This is a genomic window from Dysgonomonas hofstadii (assembly GCF_014196915.1).
GTDB classification, from domain to species: Bacteria; Bacteroidota; Bacteroidia; order Bacteroidales; family Dysgonomonadaceae; genus Dysgonomonas; species Dysgonomonas hofstadii.
Window position 1 is genome coordinate 1 of the sequence record NZ_JACIEP010000004.1, and the last position, 17602, is coordinate 17602.

Genomic DNA, 17602 nt, shown 5'->3' on the forward strand with positions numbered 1-17602 from the left:
GGATTTTCCTCTCCGAAGTCGGGAAAATAAATACGCACCATGCCCCATAGCGCGTAACGGGTAAATAATAAATCGGTCTGTGACCGCCACTAAAAGATTAATGTTATGAACGAAGAAAAAAGAGAACCCCGCAAACGGGGAAAGGGGGGCAGACCCCCGAAGAACGACCCGGCAAAGCACCGGCTGACGGTGAACCTGACGGACACCCAGCACGCCGGATTCCTTGCCATGTTCGAGCAGTCAGGCGTGAGTTCGCTGTCTGCTTTTATCTGTGCCCGCATCTTTGGCGATGAGTTCCGGGTAGTAAAAACGGACGCATCGGCAGTCGAATTTACTGCAAAACTGACCGCATTGCACAGCCAGTTTCGGAGCGTGGGAGTGAATTACAACCAAATCGTAAAGGAGTTGCACGCCAATTTCGGGGAGAAAAAAGCGTTGGCGTTGCTCTATAAATTAGAAAAAGCGACCGTAGAACTGGCGGGAATCGGGCGAGAAGTGATGCAGTTATGCGAGCAGTTTAAGGCGAAATACCTCTAAAAGATGGTCGCAAAAATCTCTCATGGAAGCAACCTCTACGGCGCACTTTCCTACAATCAGGAGAAAGTGGACGAGGGTTTAGGCAAGGTTTTAGGTACAAATCTGATACTTGAACCTGCCGATGGCGTGTTCAGTATGGGGGCAAGCATGGCAGATTTTGAACGCCTGATGCCCGCACATATCACAACTAAAAATCCCGCAATCCACATTTCACTGAATCCGCACCCGGACGATAAGCTGACCGATGAACAGCTATCGGAGATCGGGCGTGAGTATATGGAACGCTTGGGATATGGGGCGCAGCCTTACATGATTTTCAAACATGAGGACATCGACAGGCAGCATATCCACATTGTCGGCTCACGGGTGCAGCCCAACGGCAGGCCCGTTCCCGACAAAATGGAGAAACGGCGCAGCGCGGTTATTGTGGAAGATTTGGAGCGGAAATATAACCTGATTCCCGCTAAAGGTCAGAAGCAGGGCGAGGCGTGGCAGCTTGCTCCGGTAAACGTTAGCCAGGGGAATCTAAAGAAACAGCTGGCGAACGTTCTAAAACCGCTTTCGGGGATGTACCGTTTCCAAACGCTCGGAGAATACCGCGCCCTGCTTTCCTTATACAATATAGGAGTAGAGGAAATCAAAGGAGAAAACAAAGGCAAGCCTTACCGGGGATTGGTTTACTCGGCATTGGACGATAAGGGCAACCGTGTCGGTAAACCTCTAAAATCCTCCCTGTTCGGTAAGGCTCTCGGTATTGAAGCGTTGGAAGCGAAGTTTGGCACATCGAAAGAAACGATTAAAGCTGACGGCATAGCGGGGCAAACCCGTGCTACTGTTTCCGCGTCCCTCGAAAGCTCCCGCACAGAAAGCGAGTTCCGAGCGGCTTTGCGGGAAAAAGGTATCGACCTTGTTCTCCGGCGCAACAATGAGGGACGCATATTCGGGGCTACGTTTATCGACCACAACCAGCGGGTGGTTCTCAATGGTTCACGGCTCGGCAAGGAGTTTTCGGCGAACGTCCTGAACGAACGTTTTGCAGATAATTCGCCACAACAAGAACAGCGCGAGGATCTGCAAACACAATCGCCAAAGCAGACTGATAATGTGCAACAAAAAGAACAACCTGCTACCGGCAAGCAACAGCAACCACAAGCCGAACATTCTACCGTAGAGGATGCAGCAGGCAGCCTGTTATCTGTCCTTACTCCCGAAGCCGGAGGACAGGACAACAACCAGCCGACCATAAAACGCAGGAAAAAGAAAAAGCGCAGGTATGGCAGGCAGTTATAAAATGAAGTATTAACAATTTAATTTTTACAATTATGCAGAATGAAGATGATTTGAGAGGTCTGGCTAAGGTCATGGACTTTATGCGTGCACTCTCCATTTTATTTGTAGTGATAAATGTGTACTGGTTCTGTTATGAGGCAGTACATGAGTGGGGAATCAATATCGGGGTAGTCGATAAAATCCTGATGAATTTTAATCGTACCGCAGGACTGTTTACAAATATCCTGTGGACAAAAATCTTTGCGGTCGTGTTCCTTGCCCTTTCTTGTCTGGGAACTAAGGGTGTGAAAGAGGAAAAGATTACATGGGGTAAAATCTATGTATGCCTCGGTATCGGCTTCCCCTTGTTCTTTTTGAACTGGTGGCTGTTGGCATTGCCGCTACCTTCGGTCGCCAATGCAGGGCTGTATATCTTTACCATTTCGGTAGGCTACATATTGCTCCTGATGGCGGGAACATGGATAAGCCGATTACTCAAAAACAATATGATGGACGATGTTTTCAATACGGAAAACGAATCGTTCATGCAGGAAACCAAACTCATGGTAAACGATTATTCCATCAACCTGCCTACGAAATTTTGGTATAAGAAGAAGCAGTGGAAAGGTTGGATTAACGTTGTAAATCCTTTCCGGGCAGCTATTGTATTGGGTACGCCCGGCTCCGGCAAGTCCTATGCCGTAGTAAACCAGTTTATAAAACAGCAAATCGAGAAGGGTTATACAGGCTATATTTATGACTTCAAGTTTCCCGACCTCTCGACTATTGCCTATAACCACCTGTTAAACAATAGGGACGGTTACGAGAAAACGCCGACTTTCTACGTGATAAACTTTGATGATCCCAGCCGTAGCCACCGTTGTAATCCGATTAATCCTTCTTTCATGGATGATATTTCGGATGCTTACGAATCGGCATATACGATTATGCTCAACTTGAACCGGACGTGGGTACAAAAACAGGGCGATTTTTTTGTCGAATCGCCGATTATTCTGTTCGCGGCTATTATTTGGTACTTGCGGATTTACGAGGACGGAAAGTATTGCACGTTTCCCCATGCGATAGAGTTTTTGAACAAAAGCTACGAGGATATTTTTCCGATTTTAACTTCATATCCTGATCTCGAAAACTACCTTTCTCCTTTCATGGATGCATGGAAATCTGGTGCGGCTGACCAGTTACAGGGGCAGATAGCTTCGGCGAAGATTCCGCTTTCCCGTATGATTTCCCCACAGCTATATTGGGTGATGAGCGGCGATGAATTTACGCTGGATATTAATAACCCGGACGACCCGAAAATGTTAGTCGTTGGTAACAATCCCGACCGCCAGAATATCTACGGCGCGGCACTCGGATTGTATAACTCCCGCATTGTGAAGCTGATTAATAAAAAGGGGCAGCTTAAATCTTCGGTTATCATAGACGAGTTGCCGACTATTTATTTCAAAGGCTTGGATAACCTGATAGCCACTGCACGAAGCAACAAAGTTGCTGTGCTGCTCGGCTTTCAGGACTTTTCGCAGCTAAAGCGCGATTATGGCGATAAGGAAGCGGCGGTCGTGATGAACACCGTAGGAAATATCTTTTCCGGGCAGGTAGTCGGCGATACGGCGAAAACCTTGTCCGATCGTTTCGGGAAAGTATTACAGAAACGCCAGTCAATGACGATTAACCGGAACGATAAATCGACTTCCATTTCTACGCAGATGGATAGTTTGATACCACCATCCAAAATATCTAATCTGACACAGGGTATGTTCGTGGGTGCAATAGCAGATAATTTCGATGAACGGATAGAGCAAAAGATTTTTCATTGTGAAATCGTAGTCGATAACGAGCGGGTAGCCGCCGAAACGAAAGTGTACAAAAAAATCCCCGTTATTACCAACTTCGTAGATGAAAACGGAGTTGACCGCATGAAGGAAATGATTAAGGAGAATTACGACCGCATCAAAGCGGAAGCCAAACAGATTGTGGCTGATGAGTTGGAGCGGATTCGGAATGATGAGAATCTAAGGCATTTGTTGCCGAAGGAGGAATAGTATAATTGGAGCCGCAAAATGAAATGCGGCTCCGAATCATAGTTTGTTTTTCTTCAATTTTGACTTACGAGTTTCAAATGAAAGTGAGATAGCTTCAAGTCCATTTGTTTTCTGATAGTCAAACTGAAATCCTATTCTAATATTATTTACAATACAATAGTGTCGGTCAATTCTTTTTGATAAAATTTTTCCACCATTCAATATTTCAAATACTTGATTAAGTTTTTTTATATAATCCTTTGAAAGACTTTCTTTATTCTTCTCAACACGAGGTATTTCTATCCCATTTATGGTAAGGGAACCTTTAAATATACAATGAGGTATACTTTCTGGTCCAACAAATGATGGTTTTGGTGTGAAAATTAGTTCCATATAAGAGCCTTTTCCATGGAAAAATTCTATGGTCATGCCAAGTCTATCATAGATATAAGTGCCATTATATAATAAATACCCCTGTCTGTTATTAACTTCTCTATCAGGAATACCTATCACCTTTATCAGTTTATTCTCTGTGATACTATTTTTAATTTCAATCCCATTTATAGAAAACGATTCTGATTCTATCTTAATATTCAGTTCTTCCATACTGATCCTTTTATTGTTTACACAAGTCGGATGCAATTTTGATAAATTGCATTTACTAATATTTCTAATTTAGAAAAGTCATACCCTATTTTATCCTGTATCTTTTTGAATGGTTTAACATAGTTCTCTTTATTTTCAAGAGAGCCTTGATAATCATTATAATCTTTGAGATAATTTGTCCATCTTATTCGGTGAGAGGAACTTTCTGTTTTTGTAAAATCTAAAAAACACTCTATGGCAACCGCTCGTCCATTGATATTTTGCTGAGATTCTCCAGAAACACCTACCGTTGTGAAGTTCTCGAAATATTCACAGTCTGGAAGTTTCATTACTCCCATATTTTTAGGTAGTTTCAATTTTCGCACTTTCTTAAAGTTACTAACACCTTCTAAATCATTATCAAAAATAACTAATACTTTGTTTTGAATTTTAATACTCGACAATCCCTGACAAAAACGGAATAGATTTCCCGTACCACTAAATGGATAATTATCTTCCATATCAATGAAAGTAAAAAAATCGGCAATATCAGGCTTCAGTATTTCTAATGCTTTTTTTATGATAAATGTATCGGAACTACCTTCTGTTACTATTAAGAATTTATCACTATCATCTATTCCTATACACATAGAATCTTCGTCCACATATCCACCTTCTATTACGTCTGCTGTCCTCCATTCCAAATCTAAGTCTAAATTTTGGGGATTTTCCATTAATAAACGTAGAAGAAACTTAACATCAAAATTTTCAAAAAAATGGTCAGAATCAAAAGCGAAATCATCAGAGTATGGCTTTCTTAATGGCTCAAATAATTTGTGATTAAGAATGTGTTCGATTGCGTATTTTCTCACTGCATCATCAAGATTTTCCCTATAATCTTTAATAGAAATATTTGAGAAAATATTTAATAATTCTTCATATGTTAGAGATACAGCAGAATAATCTTCAAAGTAATCTATTAAATATTTTTGATAGATATTTCGCAAGTTATGAATAGAATAACCCAATAACTCCAATCTATCTTTTATCTTACTCATTTTTCTGGAATATCCCGGCTTATATTCTATTATATCATAAGCATAATAATAAGGAATATCTTTTTCATCAGCTGGTAGAAATAAATTTGAATAATCGTTGAAATACCAATTTTTGCCCCAATCAACTTCCATTTCTCCTATTCCTAATGTTATCATTGATCCCATAACACTATTCTTTTTCAGGAATTATTGTAGCTAAATCATCCTCAATATCTACTCCATAAGCTGCCGATATTTGAGCAACCATATTACCAAAGGTTCCGCGCAATTCTCCTAATGCAGAACCAAATACCCAACTTGAAAAATTGCCATTATACCTTGCTTCGTCTAAAAAACGATCATCTTTGGAACTAAACCTATTCAAGAATTTTCGGCAGGCGATTCGCATTGCTTTCAAGTACGAATACAGGTTTGAATCACTATCTATCTGTTGCATTTCAGATGTAAGATATTCTCTAATTCTACAAACAGATTCTACACAATGTCTGGGTACTTCTAAATCCGAGGGATTATATAAAACCCGTTTATCTTCCAAAAAGCGAATTACTCTATGTGCAATTTTACGGTCTGATTCAGGCGGATTCCAAGATATTCCGAAAAAGGGGCAACTAATACCTGTTAATCGTTCCTTAATATCATTAAATGATAACATATTACTCAATTTTAGTCTTTGATTACCACAAAGATACTTTAATTAAGTGGCTTTTTTAAGAAATTTGAAACCATAATTTTTCACATTTCTAATTCAATACAATTCTCTACTGAAAATTTATGTTCTAAATGACAAAGGCGGGAGGAAAAAACATCCTGATTTTCAACTTCACCCCAGACAACCCCGGACACAAGCATCCACCATCTTAAAACCTTGCATTCAATTCATTAGATAGGCTTACTTTCGTTCTGCATTAATGTTAATGCAGAATAAAAACATATTTATTATGGACGAAAGTAAAGTAAAAAATGAAGAGCCTAAAGTCTTACTGACACAGGGCGAAGATGGCAAATTGAAAGTCATCGCAGGGGAACAGGACGGCAAGGTGAAAACCGTCGATCCCAAGAAAGAGAATGCCGACCAGTTTATGAAGATCGACACCAACGGCAATGCGTTGGAGAACTTCTTTAAGAAATTTGCGGCACAGTTCAAGCATCCCTCACATACGGGTGTTTATGCTGTCGGGCTGTCAGCCGCAGATAAAATAGCGGCTTTCCTCGACAAAATTATCCGTATCGACCACACCGACAAAGTGCTTGACCCGTACCGTATCAAATTCGACGGTAATATGAAGGTACAGATACAGGTAGAACTTACAGGTAAGTTTCAACCCTTAGACCTGAATAAGCTCGACTGGAAAGAGGTTGAGAAATTAGGTCTTTCCGGCGATAAATTGCAGGATGCCCTCAAAGCGATGGTTTACGGGCATAAGTCGCCCGGATTGGTCGAAATCAAGCCTGTGATCGACGGGCAGGAGCTTCCCATGCAAGCCCGCTTATCGTTGGAGAAACAGGAAGACAGTATCAAAATCATTACCCACCCCAAGCAGGAACAGCCCGATTTTGAAAAACCCTTTATGGGCGTAGCCTTTACCGAACAGGATAAAGAACAATTCCAAAAGACAGGACACGGCGGACGTGTGTTCGACCTTGAACCCGTAGCCGGAGGCGAAAAAGTTCCCTCGCTTATCTCCCTTGACAAAATGACAAATCGTTTTGAGGCGGTGGCATTGAAGGATATTTATATCCCGCAGACCTTGAAAAACGCTCCACTTTCCCCCGAACAGCAACAGGGATTGAAAGAGGGTAAAGCCGTTTGGATAGAGGGCATGGACAAGAAAGTCAAACAAGGCGAACAGCCCGAAAAAATTTCCCGTTTCGTGCAGTTCAACGCCGCAAACAAAAACTTCGATTTTAAGTTCAGCGATGAGCAACGCCAGCAGTTCAACCAAAACCGCCAAGCCAAGCAGGGCGAGAAAGCGGGAGAGGAACAGGAACAGAAGATACCCAAAGCCCGCAAACTCGGTGAGATATGGGTTTACTCCAAACAGGGCGGCGTACAGTTAAGCCGGGAGGATTTTACCAAGCTGTGTAACAAAGAGCCTGTCTTTGTCGAAGGTATGCAGGCGCAAAAGTCCAAGCAACAACAGCCGGATGCTTCGGGAGCGCAGAAAGTGGAAGCCACCGACCAGAAAGGGCAAAAGTACAATGCGTGGGTGTGGATTGACGAAGACAGGGGTAAAGTTCGCCATAGCAGCAAGCATCCCGATCAGGTACGGGCTATTGAAGCAAAGCAAGCGGTAGCCGGGCAGAATGTGAAACCCGCCGCCGAAAGCAAAACACAGGTAGCGGTCAATAACGAGGGTAAGACCAACGAAGCGACCAAGCATTCTACCGAGCCGCTAAAGAAAGGTCAATCGCAGCCTACCGAGAAGCAGGCGGAGAAAAAGGAGCAAAAGCAACAACAATCTCCCGCCGCCCCGAAGAAAGGGAAAGGGCGAAAAATGTAATCCGATTTATCAACCACTAAAAAATCAATGTTGAAATGAAAATTATAATTGCGGAAAAACCGTCTGTGGCTAAAAGTATAGCAGCCATAGTCGGCGCAAACAACAAACAAGACGGCTATATAGAGGGCGGCGGATATGCCGTTACATGGGCTTTCGGACATTTGGTAGGGCTTGCCATGCCGGAGCATTACGGTATTGCAGGATTCAGGCGGGAAAACCTGCCGATACTCCCCAATGAATTTAAGCTGTTGCCCCGTCAGGTAAAAGAGGGTAAGGAGTATAAGAACGACCCCGGCGTAATGAAACAACTTAAAGTAATCAGGGAGTTGTTTAATCGCGGGGACAGTATCATCGTGGCAACCGATGCCGGGCGGGAAGGGGAACTCATATTCCGCTATATATTTGAATATATAGGATGCACCCTTCCGTTTGAAAGGCTTTGGATAAGCTCACTTACCGACCGTGCTATCCGTGACGGTTTCCAAACCCTTCGTCCGGGTAGCGATTACGATAACCTCTATGCTTCGGCAAAAGCACGCAGTACCGCTGACTGGCTCGTAGGTATCAATGCAAGTCAGTCACTTTCTATCTCCGCCGGATATGGTGTCTGGTCGCTCGGCAGGGTGCAGACCCCGACACTGGCGATTATTTGCAGCCGTTACCTTGAAAACAAGGACTTCAAACCGCAGATCTATTTCCGTTTGAAGCTGCATACGGCAAAAAATGCTGTCGCATTTCCCGCTCTCTCGGTAGATAAGTTCGTTACCCGAACCATTGCCGAAGAAGTTACTGCACAGGTAAAGGCTGCCGGAACGGTTACCGTTACAAGCGTGGAGAGCAAAGAGGTTAAACAAGAACCACCTTTGCTGTACGACCTTACCACGCTTCAAAAAGAAGCCAACAGTAAATACGGATTTTCGGCAGATAAAACGCTGACAATAGCACAAGCGTTATACGAAGCAAAGAAAATCAGCTACCCAAGAACAGGAAGCCGCTATATTTCCGAAGATGTACTGGAGGAAATACCACACCTGATCGCTATGCTCCGCTCACATCCGCTTTTCGGGGCATATATCGACAGCAGGTTCGACACTACGCTTAATACCCGTAGTGTGAACGACAGTAAAGTAACCGACCACCATGCGCTGATTATTACGGAAGATCCCGCTTCGGGATTATCCAAAGATGAACAGCTTATTTATGATATGGTTGCCGGGCGTATGCTTGAAGCCTTCGGCGAGGGTTGCATCAAAGAGAACACCACCGTTTCGCTTGATGCGGGCAGCGTACACTTTTCCTGCAAAGGAAGCGTTACGCTCGTCTCCGGTTGGAGGTCAGTGTTTAATTTCAAAGACGAGCCAAACGACGAGGACAATACGGCAGTTCTGCCCGCCCTCGTTGAAGGTGATAGCCTATCTGTTCGCGATTGCGAAATTCAGGAGAAGCAGACCAAGCCCCGACCGCTTCATACGGAAAGTTCATTACTTGCGGAGATGGAGAGTGCAGGTAAGGAAGTAGAGAACGAAGAAGAACGCGAAGCGATGAAGGATTGCGGTATCGGAACACCCGCTACTCGCGCAGCCATTATTGAAACGCTATTTTCCCGTGAATATATCGTAAGGGAAAAGAAATCCCTTGTTCCGACCAACAAAGGGCTGATAGTCTATCTGGCTGTAAAAGATAAAAAGATAGCCGACGTTGCCATGACAGGGCAATGGGAGCAAGCCCTGAATAAGATTGCTGCGGGCGAAATGGAGGCATCTACATTTCATAAAGCAATAGAAGTTTATGCTTCACAAATAACGTCTGAATTGCTGGATATGACTTTCGACAGGCAGGATAACCGACAATCATGCCCCTGTCCGAAATGCAAGAGCGGGAATGTGGTTATCTACCGGAAAGTCGCCAAATGTCAAAATGAATGCTGCGAACTTACCGTGTGGCGTTCCATTGCTAAAAAGGAATTGACGGACGGGCAGCTGACAGACCTTTTAATGAACGGCAAAACCGCTCTTATAAAAGGTTTCCAAAGCAGTAAGACCGGAAATACATTCGATGCAGTGGTCAAATTCGATGCGGACTATAAAACCGTCTTTGAGTTTCCGCAAAATAAAGGCGGTAGCAAAAAACGACGGAGTAAGTAAAATCTTCACTATCTTTGCCACTGAAAGACTTTGTTTTACGATTCGGAATAGTCGTTTAACATTGATCTTTTAGTGGTGGGCATCCGGGGCAAGGCTTCGGATGCCTTTTTTTCGTCCATACCGTAAGGCTCGCATAACAAGTATAGCGGCATTGTTTCCCCAATACGCAGGGTGTTTTATTCCCAATCCTTATTATTAAAGGTTCTTCTTCGTCTATCAATAACGGCAACCGTTCATCTTCCTTATCGGTTATGAAAGATCACTTTCCCAATAAGCACCTTCATTCATAGGCGTAAGCATTAAAAATCCGGCATCTTACATTTTCCACCTTAACACATACGGCATCTGCCCCGGTGGGTTATTTTCTATCATGGTGCAAAGGTGCTTACGGAATCTTAACGGGAAGTAAAGCAAAAGCCTTGCAGGTTCCCGAAAAAATCTCCACACCATATAAGTTCAGGGTAGTATTTTATCCGTGAATACTTGACATCCCTAATTCCTACACCGGAAATGCACCTGAATAAAAAATCAACCCGGCAGATGCCGATTAAAAAGTTAAGGTTATGGAAAATATATCAGAAGCACGGATTTATGTAGGTACTTACGCTAAGTATAATGAAGGTTCAATTTTCGGTAAGTGGTTAGACCTTTCAGATTATTCCGATAAAGATGAATTTTACGAGACTTGCCGCGAGTTACACAAAGACGAGGAAGACCCGGAATTGATGTTTCAGGATTGGGAATATATACCCTCCGGTCTTATAGGGGAAAGCTGGCTGTCCGATAATATATTTGAAGTTATCGAAGCCATAGAGGATATGGACGATGATAAAAGAGCGGCATTCGAGGTTTGGCTTAACCACGAAAGCTACGACCTTAGTTCTAAAGATATAAATGACCTGATTTCCTCTTTCGAGGATGACTTTCAGGGCGCATACAAGGATGAAGAAGATTATGCGTATGAAGTCGTTGAAGAGTGCTACGACCTACCGGAATTTGCAAAAACTTATTTCGACTATGAAAAGTTCGCCCGCGATTTGTTTATGACCGACTACTGGTTCGATGACGGTTACGTTTTCCGTCATTCATAATACTTGCCGAAAACGGTTTAAAGGTGGAGCAATCCGCCTTTTTTAGTGTCTGTCACTATCAATCTGGAGATTGTCAAAGTGTATTCTCTAATTCTGGATAAAGATCATTAAATACCTCGTCAAAATCATATTTTTGTATTGGCATTTCTGAGTAAAATTGTTCTACTTTCCTTTGAAAAGTATTTTTTGTGTCAAGTTGGATTAGTTTATCCCAAAGTCCAAATCGCTTAAATGCTAATTCTATATATTCCCAATACTCGCTGTAATATTGAATTGCATTGTTTGCAAAAGCAACCCATTTATTCCCTTTATAGTTAAATGTTATCAATTCGCCTTGACGTGCAGACTCTATAATGAAAATCAATTTTGAAAATCGGAACACATCAGGAACAAGATTTCTATCATTTAAATTATTGTAGATTTTATAAATATAAAAATCGACAACCGATATTTCTTTTTTTTCGTGAAGTTCCGAAAGGGTTAGATTGTCATTTTCTGTTAGTTTGTAACCAGCTTGAAATAAAGATAGTGTTGGTAAGTATTTATGAATATTCTTATTGACAAATATTGCCTGCAATGGTGTTCTTCCGATATTATCAGCCGTATTTATATCAAATTCAATTTCTTTTGCTTTTAGAATAAATTCAAGAAAAGAAACGTCTTTTTGTTCAGCTTCGTCTATCCATTTGATTAAAGGCGGTTTCCCATCAGTTACTTTTCCTTTTAAATTCAAGTTTTTATTCAAAACGTCAATTTCGAAATCGCTCATTTCTTCAAGCTCGTCTGAAATGATATTGAAGACTTGAACATTCCGTTTTCGGAAGTCAGCAATTTTAGCAATTATATTTTTTACCTTTTTTTCTGCTTTTTCAAGTCTTTTTTGTTCCAGTCTTTTTCTTTCACATTCTTTAATTTCTTCAGCTTTTTTCTTTTGTCGAGCCTCAATTTTTGCTTTATTATCTCCAAAATTGTAGAAAAACGCTTGAAAAACATCGCTGTCAAATTTTAACTCATCTAACGAAACAGATTTTTTGAGCCATTTCGTAAGAAGTTTATTGTCATCAGTCAAAAATGGAAACTTGTATTCACATTCAAGTTTTAGCATTTCTGATTTCTCATCAAGTTTGAAAAAGTTTTCATACTTAGTTAGATATTTTATATCTCGTTCTAATGTTCCTTGATTATGTATGTCAAAATTGTCAAGTATCCAAATTAAATACATCCCGTGTTTCTTGTAGAACTCATAACGACTTAATATGTAGCCAAGTGATAAATCTGAGAGTTGAATTTCAAATACAAGTTCCTTATCTCGAAATTTACAATAAACATCAGGTTTTCTTTTGCCATCTTCTTTGACAATAAACCTGTTATCAATAGAAACAGTACTTACATCAACGTCGGGTACGCTTTTTAAAAGCTCTCCAATTTTGTTTTTAAGTTCTTTGTGTCTATCACTTTCTTTGGATTTTAATATTTTCGTAAATTTTTCGTGTTCTTGCGGTGTTAGTTTTCCATCAGCTAAAATACAATAACCGTGTCCCGGTTTATGTTTGAAATGCAATCTGTCATATTTACTTCCCGAAACCATTAAATCCTGCTCACATTCACAACAGGAAAGGATAAGGTTTTTCTCATGGTATTTTTTTCTTATCTCAAAGGCATCTTTAGTTATATCAAACACTTCGTCAGCATCAAGTATTTCTCCTGATGTCTTGTCAAATGCGATTTTTATTGAGCGGTCATAACGTGCCATAACTATAATTCAATTCACTATTTACAAAAATAGCAAATAATTGAAAACCAATAGTTATTCATCGTCATCTTTAATTACAAGCCCTGTACTGTTTCACAACAGTATGGGGCTTAACAATGGATAAATCAGAAAAGCTAACCGGATGGTTCAGGTTCTTTCTCGCTGTTATTATCACCTTCGGAAAAATGCTCGCGGATGAATTTTTCTACATTTTTCTCTGTGTAAAATATTTTGTGATGAATGGTTATATAAGTCAGTTCACCCGCCGAGCGATAACGTTGCAATGTCCGCTTACTGACGTTCAGCAGTTGGCACAAATCCTGATTATCCAAAAGCCGTTCGCCGTTCAATACATTATGTCGTCCGCTCATTATATCCATAAATTTATCCAATCGGTCGAAGCGACCCATGAAGCGTTCAAACCACTCTCGCATGAAATTTCTTAATTCGTCGTCCTCACTCATGGCTTGCCTCCTTTTGCTTGCTTTTTTACACAGGAATATATCCGGTCGATCTTCTGCACCAGCTTTTTATATGCTTCCGATTCTATGATTACTACTTTCATGTCTGCAACTATTTGATTCTCTGCAAAGTTCAGCTGTTTTTGCATCGTTGATAACGGGGTCGGTACGATTTTGTTTGAATATTTTTTGTAAATAATTTATTTACAGCAATTTAAAAAGTAATTTTTCCCCAAAATCAAGAAGAAAAAAAACGTGAAAAGGTCGGTATTTTTACGATATAAGCGATTTATATAATAAAATACCCGATTTTGACCTGAATTAGCATCAAAATCGGGTATCTGGGGAATAAATACCGACCCCGGTATTGTTACTCCCGACCCATACGCCGAAGTAAAGCCTTTTTCAATTTGTCAATATATGGTGTAGGGGATAATCGTATCTTCAAATCGTCCAGAACCCGCGAAAGATTACTGTCCAACTGGATATTGAATACATTTTGTATGTAATTGTGAAGTTGAGTAAGCGGTACATCGCCAAATGCACTATCGCTATCCCAAGATAAGATTTGTTCCTGCAATTCGGCTTTTGATCCTTTCCATGTCAGTTTGATGGCAGGGAAACCGAATGAACTCATTATTTTATTGTTGTTGTCATTTAATGCTTCTATTTCCCGCATTAGATAATCGGAAAGCATATCATTCGCTAAAATTTTAGCTACTTTAAAATCGCAGTTTGTTGTAAAATTAGGGTCAAATTCATAAGAGAACGTTTCCATATATTGCTCTGTATCTGTTTGCCCCCGCAAAAAATAAAGAGAATCGAAATGAGAAGAACCTGATCGGTAATAGCGAATAAAATCGAGCCGCTTACTATTATACTTATTTATGCCATTTAATAAATCGTTTAAATATTCCCGCTGTCTGTCTATTCCGGTAGGCCGATCCAATTCGACATTAAATAGTTTGCGGTAATAGATCAGGCGGAAACACAGTCTGGGCTTAATTTCCTTAAAGAATAAGATTTCTTCTTCCTCGTTCTGAAAATTATATGATAAGATAAATGTTTTTAATTGAGTGTATGCCTCTCTAAGTACACGGGACGCTTCTAATGACTTTGTCATTGAACTAATTTCCGAGTATTCTATTTTCTCAATTTCTGCATCAACCTCTTTTTTAAGACGGGAAGTAAATCGCAGCATATTTCTATTTTAAATTGTGAGGTTTCATGCAAATTTATTTTTTATGTACTGGGACTACAATAACAGGTATTAAAGAATGTAAGGTTATATGTTGGGTTGTACTTCCCATTGCCCAAAGGCTAAATCCACTCTTGCCATGTATTCCTACCACTATCAAATCGGCCTCCCATAATTCAGATGTTTTGAGAACATCCTGTTTTGGTAAGCCTTCGGGCATGAATTTAATTGTATCTTGTTTTTGATTACTCAAACGGATTAACTGATCTAAAGTATCTTGGGCTTCTTTTTTTAATACTATTAATGCCTCATTGGGCATAATTCCGGCATCGGGATTGCCTACTGCTTTCGATTTATCCACAACAAAAACCAGTGCTGACTCTGCTTTTAGTTGTTTGGCCAATTCAAATCCTTTCTGTGCAACAAGTAGCGAATTTTCGCTACTATCCACTGCGATTAGTATTTTCTTGTAATTCATATTCCTTTTCTTAGGCTAAAATATTAAAACCTGTATTTCGCTTTTTACAATTATAACCTCTGTATCTGATAATTGATCCCTGTGTTTTTGCAGGAAAGCCATTATTTTATCTTCATTGTCGGTCAATTCTATACATTGCGGATGATTCAAAGGTGTAACTTCCGCATGTCCCCATTGAATATTCTTATGATGCGATAAGTAACCTGCCGGGATATTGAAGCAAATAGCTTGCTTTATTCCTTCCTGCTTCGCTTCCTTTATCATAAAATGTGAAAAATTGTGATGGAATAGTTTCTTGAAAAAGGACAATCCTTTAACCTTTTTTCCATGCTCAAAATAAAAGCGTATTGTTATATCCTCTGTCATTTTCTGTTTTATTTAAGTGTCTGACCTTTTCTTTTTCCGTAAATAAGATGCTTGGGGCTTCCCACAATTTGCGAGGCATAAATACCTGTATGTCCCGAAAACATATATGATAGCACACAAGCTAAACCGATGTAAATACCACTTTGAGCACCGAATAATTCAATACCCATTAGCGTACAGGCTATCGGAGTGTTTGTCGCTCCCGAAAATACAGCTACAAATCCCATCCCCGCCAGTAATGCCATTGGTAGAGGTATGATGCCAAACAAGGCACTTCCTAAAGTTGCCCCGATAAAGAACAATGGCGTTACTTCACCGCCTTTAAATCCCATACCAATAGTAAATGTTGTTAGTAATATTTTCAATAAAAAACCGTACCATTCCTGCTGAACAGTAAATGATTCTATAATAGTCGGTATTCCCAGACCAATATATTTGGTTGTTCCCAATCCCCATACGGCAATCGCTATAACGACTCCACCAAAGAAAGGACGCAAGGGTGCATACTTAACTTTATCTTTTGCCAGTTTCGACCAGAAATGTACCATATGCGAAAAAAGCATCGCTGTCAATCCACATAGCAAACCTACGGCTATAGCTAATAAAATATTTGCAACACTCAATTCGGGAACATCGGGAATACTGTAATGTGCGTGAGCCACTCCCCAAGCATGGCAGACAAGGTGTGCGAAAGCTGCGGCAAGGAAACTCGGCAATATAGCTTCATAACGTATCCTGCCAATAATGATTACCTCTAAAGCAAAGACTGCACCTGCCAATGGTGTACCGAAAACAGAAGCAAATCCGGCACTGATCCCGACTATCACCATAATTTTATGGTCTCGTTGCCTCATCTTGAATATACGGGAAAACTGATCGGCGATAGCACCTCCCATCTGTACGGCGGTTCCTTCACGCCCTGCCGATCCTCCGAAAAGGTGTGTTATAACCGTACCTATATAAATGAGTGGAGCCATTTTGAACGGGATAATATCACGAGGCGAGTGTATTTCTTCTATCAGATAATTATTTCCTTTAGCCACACTGCTACCCCAATAATGATACATCAATCCGATAAGTAGTCCTGCTACCGGCAACAAGGCAATTATCCATACATGGCTTTCCCGGTAATTTGTTACTAATTCGAGCGATACCAACAGCAACGCTGACGCAGAGCCAATGAGTGCTCCTGCGACAAGTGTTATTGCCAGCCATTTCACTAAGTAGAACAATAATGGAATTTGCTCTACTTTTATCATCAACCTTTTATATCGGTTTGTTCTGTGCATATTATTATTTACATAAAGAAAGTGGACTAATTTTTCAGGTTAGCCCACCTTACAATAAAAAGAATCCTTTAACTTTTCTTTCCCTGATTGGCTACGGCATCCATAAGTTCCTTTATCTTTTCCTTATCTCCGAGAAAATAATCTTTTACCAGTTTCATGTCATCGTCGAACTCAAAAACATAGGAGATGCCTGTCGGCATATTCAGCGATACAATTTCATCATCGGGAATATCTTTCAGATATTTGATAATACCTCGCAAACTGTTACCATGCGCTACAACCAAAATCTGTTCATGCTGTATCAAAGAAGGGAAAATCACTTCTTTCCAATACGGCAATGTCCTTTCTACATTATCTTTCAGCGATTCGGTCAATGGTAAATATACTTTAGGCACATCCTTATAACGTACATCGAGGTAAGGAGAACGAGGATTATCGGAAGCTATAGCTTCAGCCGGAATATCATAGCTGCGCCTCCATTTCATCACCTGCTCTTCCCCAAACCTTTCGGCTGTTTCCGTTTTATTCAATCCTTGCAGTATGCCGTAATGCTTTTCGTTCAACCGCCACGTTTTCAATACGGGAATCCAGTCCAGATCCATTTGGTCAAGAATGAGGTTTGCTGTTTTGATCGTTCTTTTCAGAACTGATGTATAAGCGATTGTGAAATGGAAGCCTTCGCTTTTAAGCAGCTTACCTGCTTCAATAGCTTCTTCAACGCCTTTTTCGGTTAAATCAACATCCGTCCAGCCTGTGAAGCGGTTTTCTTTGTTCCACAGGCTTTCTCCATGTCGGACTAGGATAATCTTCTTGTTACTCATATCCGGTTG

General features: G+C 40.8%; 16 protein-coding genes. 6 read left to right on the forward strand and 10 right to left on the reverse strand.

The genetic code is table 11. The features are described from left to right. Positions 1 to 105 precede the first annotated feature (105 nt). The 3 genes from mobA to mobC are packed head-to-tail and all read left to right on the forward strand — an operon-like array spanning position 106 to position 3869. Positions 106 to 537 (forward strand): conjugal transfer protein MobA, encoded by a 432-nt coding sequence (gene mobA, locus GGR21_RS06095; protein WP_183306315.1) that lies wholly within the window; start codon positions 106 to 108, stop codon positions 535 to 537. 3 nt (positions 538 to 540) lie between these two features. Next, the gene (gene mobB / locus GGR21_RS06100) at positions 541 to 1827 is read left to right on the forward strand and encodes a conjugal transfer protein MobB (RefSeq protein WP_183306316.1); all 1287 of its coding nucleotides are present in this window, start codon (positions 541 to 543) and stop codon (positions 1825 to 1827) included. A 32-nt stretch (positions 1828 to 1859) separates the two neighbouring features. Next, on the forward strand, positions 1860 to 3869 hold the full coding sequence (gene mobC, locus GGR21_RS06105) for a conjugal transfer protein MobC (protein WP_183306317.1): 2010 nt from the start codon (positions 1860 to 1862) through the stop codon (positions 3867 to 3869). A 36-nt stretch (positions 3870 to 3905) separates the two neighbouring features. On the opposite strand, the gene GGR21_RS06110 is transcribed toward mobC, so the two are convergent. From GGR21_RS06110 to GGR21_RS06120, 3 genes are read right to left on the reverse strand one after another with little or no spacing between them, the layout of a single operon-like run. Continuing rightward, positions 3906 to 4454: a DUF7738 domain-containing protein gene (locus GGR21_RS06110; RefSeq protein ID WP_183306318.1), complete on the reverse strand. Its 549-nt coding sequence runs from the start codon at positions 4452 to 4454 to the stop codon at positions 3906 to 3908. Between the two features lie 17 nt (positions 4455 to 4471). Continuing rightward, a complete protein-coding gene (locus tag GGR21_RS06115) occupies positions 4472 to 5656 on the reverse strand; it encodes a HEPN/Toprim-associated domain-containing protein (RefSeq protein ID WP_183306319.1) in 1185 nt (394 codons plus the stop codon). A 4-nt stretch (positions 5657 to 5660) separates the two neighbouring features. Next, complete coding sequence (locus tag GGR21_RS06120) at positions 5661 to 6143, reverse strand: DUF6650 family protein (RefSeq protein ID WP_183306320.1); 483 nt, start codon at positions 6141 to 6143, stop codon at positions 5661 to 5663. Between the two features lie 286 nt (positions 6144 to 6429). Here GGR21_RS06120 and GGR21_RS06125 point away from each other — a divergent pair, with 286 nt between their 5' ends. From GGR21_RS06125 to GGR21_RS06135, 3 genes are all read left to right on the forward strand, one after another. Continuing rightward, a complete protein-coding gene (locus GGR21_RS06125; protein ID WP_183306321.1) occupies positions 6430 to 7992 on the forward strand; it encodes a DUF4099 domain-containing protein in 1563 nt (520 codons plus the stop codon). Positions 7993 to 8027: 35 nt separating this feature from the next. Continuing rightward, complete coding sequence (locus GGR21_RS06130; RefSeq protein ID WP_183306322.1) at positions 8028 to 10136, forward strand: type IA DNA topoisomerase; 2109 nt, start codon at positions 8028 to 8030, stop codon at positions 10134 to 10136. A 563-nt stretch (positions 10137 to 10699) separates the two neighbouring features. Beyond that, complete coding sequence (locus GGR21_RS06135) at positions 10700 to 11227, forward strand: antirestriction protein ArdA (RefSeq protein WP_183306323.1); 528 nt, start codon at positions 10700 to 10702, stop codon at positions 11225 to 11227. 73 nt (positions 11228 to 11300) lie between these two features. Here the strand turns inward: GGR21_RS06135 and GGR21_RS06140 are convergent, their stop codons facing one another. The 7 genes from GGR21_RS06140 to gpmA all read right to left on the reverse strand — a co-directional run bounded on the left by GGR21_RS06140 (position 11301) and on the right by gpmA (position 17593). After that, the gene (locus tag GGR21_RS06140) at positions 11301 to 12980 is read right to left on the reverse strand and encodes a DUF6035 family protein (protein WP_183306324.1); all 1680 of its coding nucleotides are present in this window, start codon (positions 12978 to 12980) and stop codon (positions 11301 to 11303) included. Between the two features lie 134 nt (positions 12981 to 13114). Continuing rightward, a complete protein-coding gene (locus GGR21_RS06145) occupies positions 13115 to 13444 on the reverse strand; it encodes a helix-turn-helix domain-containing protein (RefSeq protein ID WP_183306325.1) in 330 nt (109 codons plus the stop codon). Positions 13445 to 13811: 367 nt separating this feature from the next. Continuing rightward, a complete protein-coding gene (locus GGR21_RS06150; RefSeq protein WP_183306326.1) occupies positions 13812 to 14642 on the reverse strand; it encodes an RteC domain-containing protein in 831 nt (276 codons plus the stop codon). Between the two features lie 34 nt (positions 14643 to 14676). Further along, positions 14677 to 15117 carry a universal stress protein gene (locus GGR21_RS06155; RefSeq protein ID WP_183306327.1) on the reverse strand — a complete coding sequence of 147 codons (441 nt, stop codon included), beginning with the start codon at positions 15115 to 15117 and terminating at the stop codon, positions 14677 to 14679. Between the two features lie 15 nt (positions 15118 to 15132). Then, positions 15133 to 15483, reverse strand: a complete 351-nt coding sequence (locus GGR21_RS06160) for a DUF190 domain-containing protein (RefSeq protein WP_183306328.1) — start codon at positions 15481 to 15483, stop codon at positions 15133 to 15135. An 8-nt stretch (positions 15484 to 15491) separates the two neighbouring features. Further along, positions 15492 to 16742: a voltage-gated chloride channel family protein gene (locus GGR21_RS06165; RefSeq protein ID WP_183306576.1), complete on the reverse strand. Its 1251-nt coding sequence runs from the start codon at positions 16740 to 16742 to the stop codon at positions 15492 to 15494. Between the two features lie 98 nt (positions 16743 to 16840). Beyond that, positions 16841 to 17593 (reverse strand): 2,3-diphosphoglycerate-dependent phosphoglycerate mutase, encoded by a 753-nt coding sequence (gpmA, locus tag GGR21_RS06170; RefSeq protein WP_183306329.1) that lies wholly within the window; start codon positions 17591 to 17593, stop codon positions 16841 to 16843. Positions 17594 to 17602 lie beyond the last annotated feature (9 nt).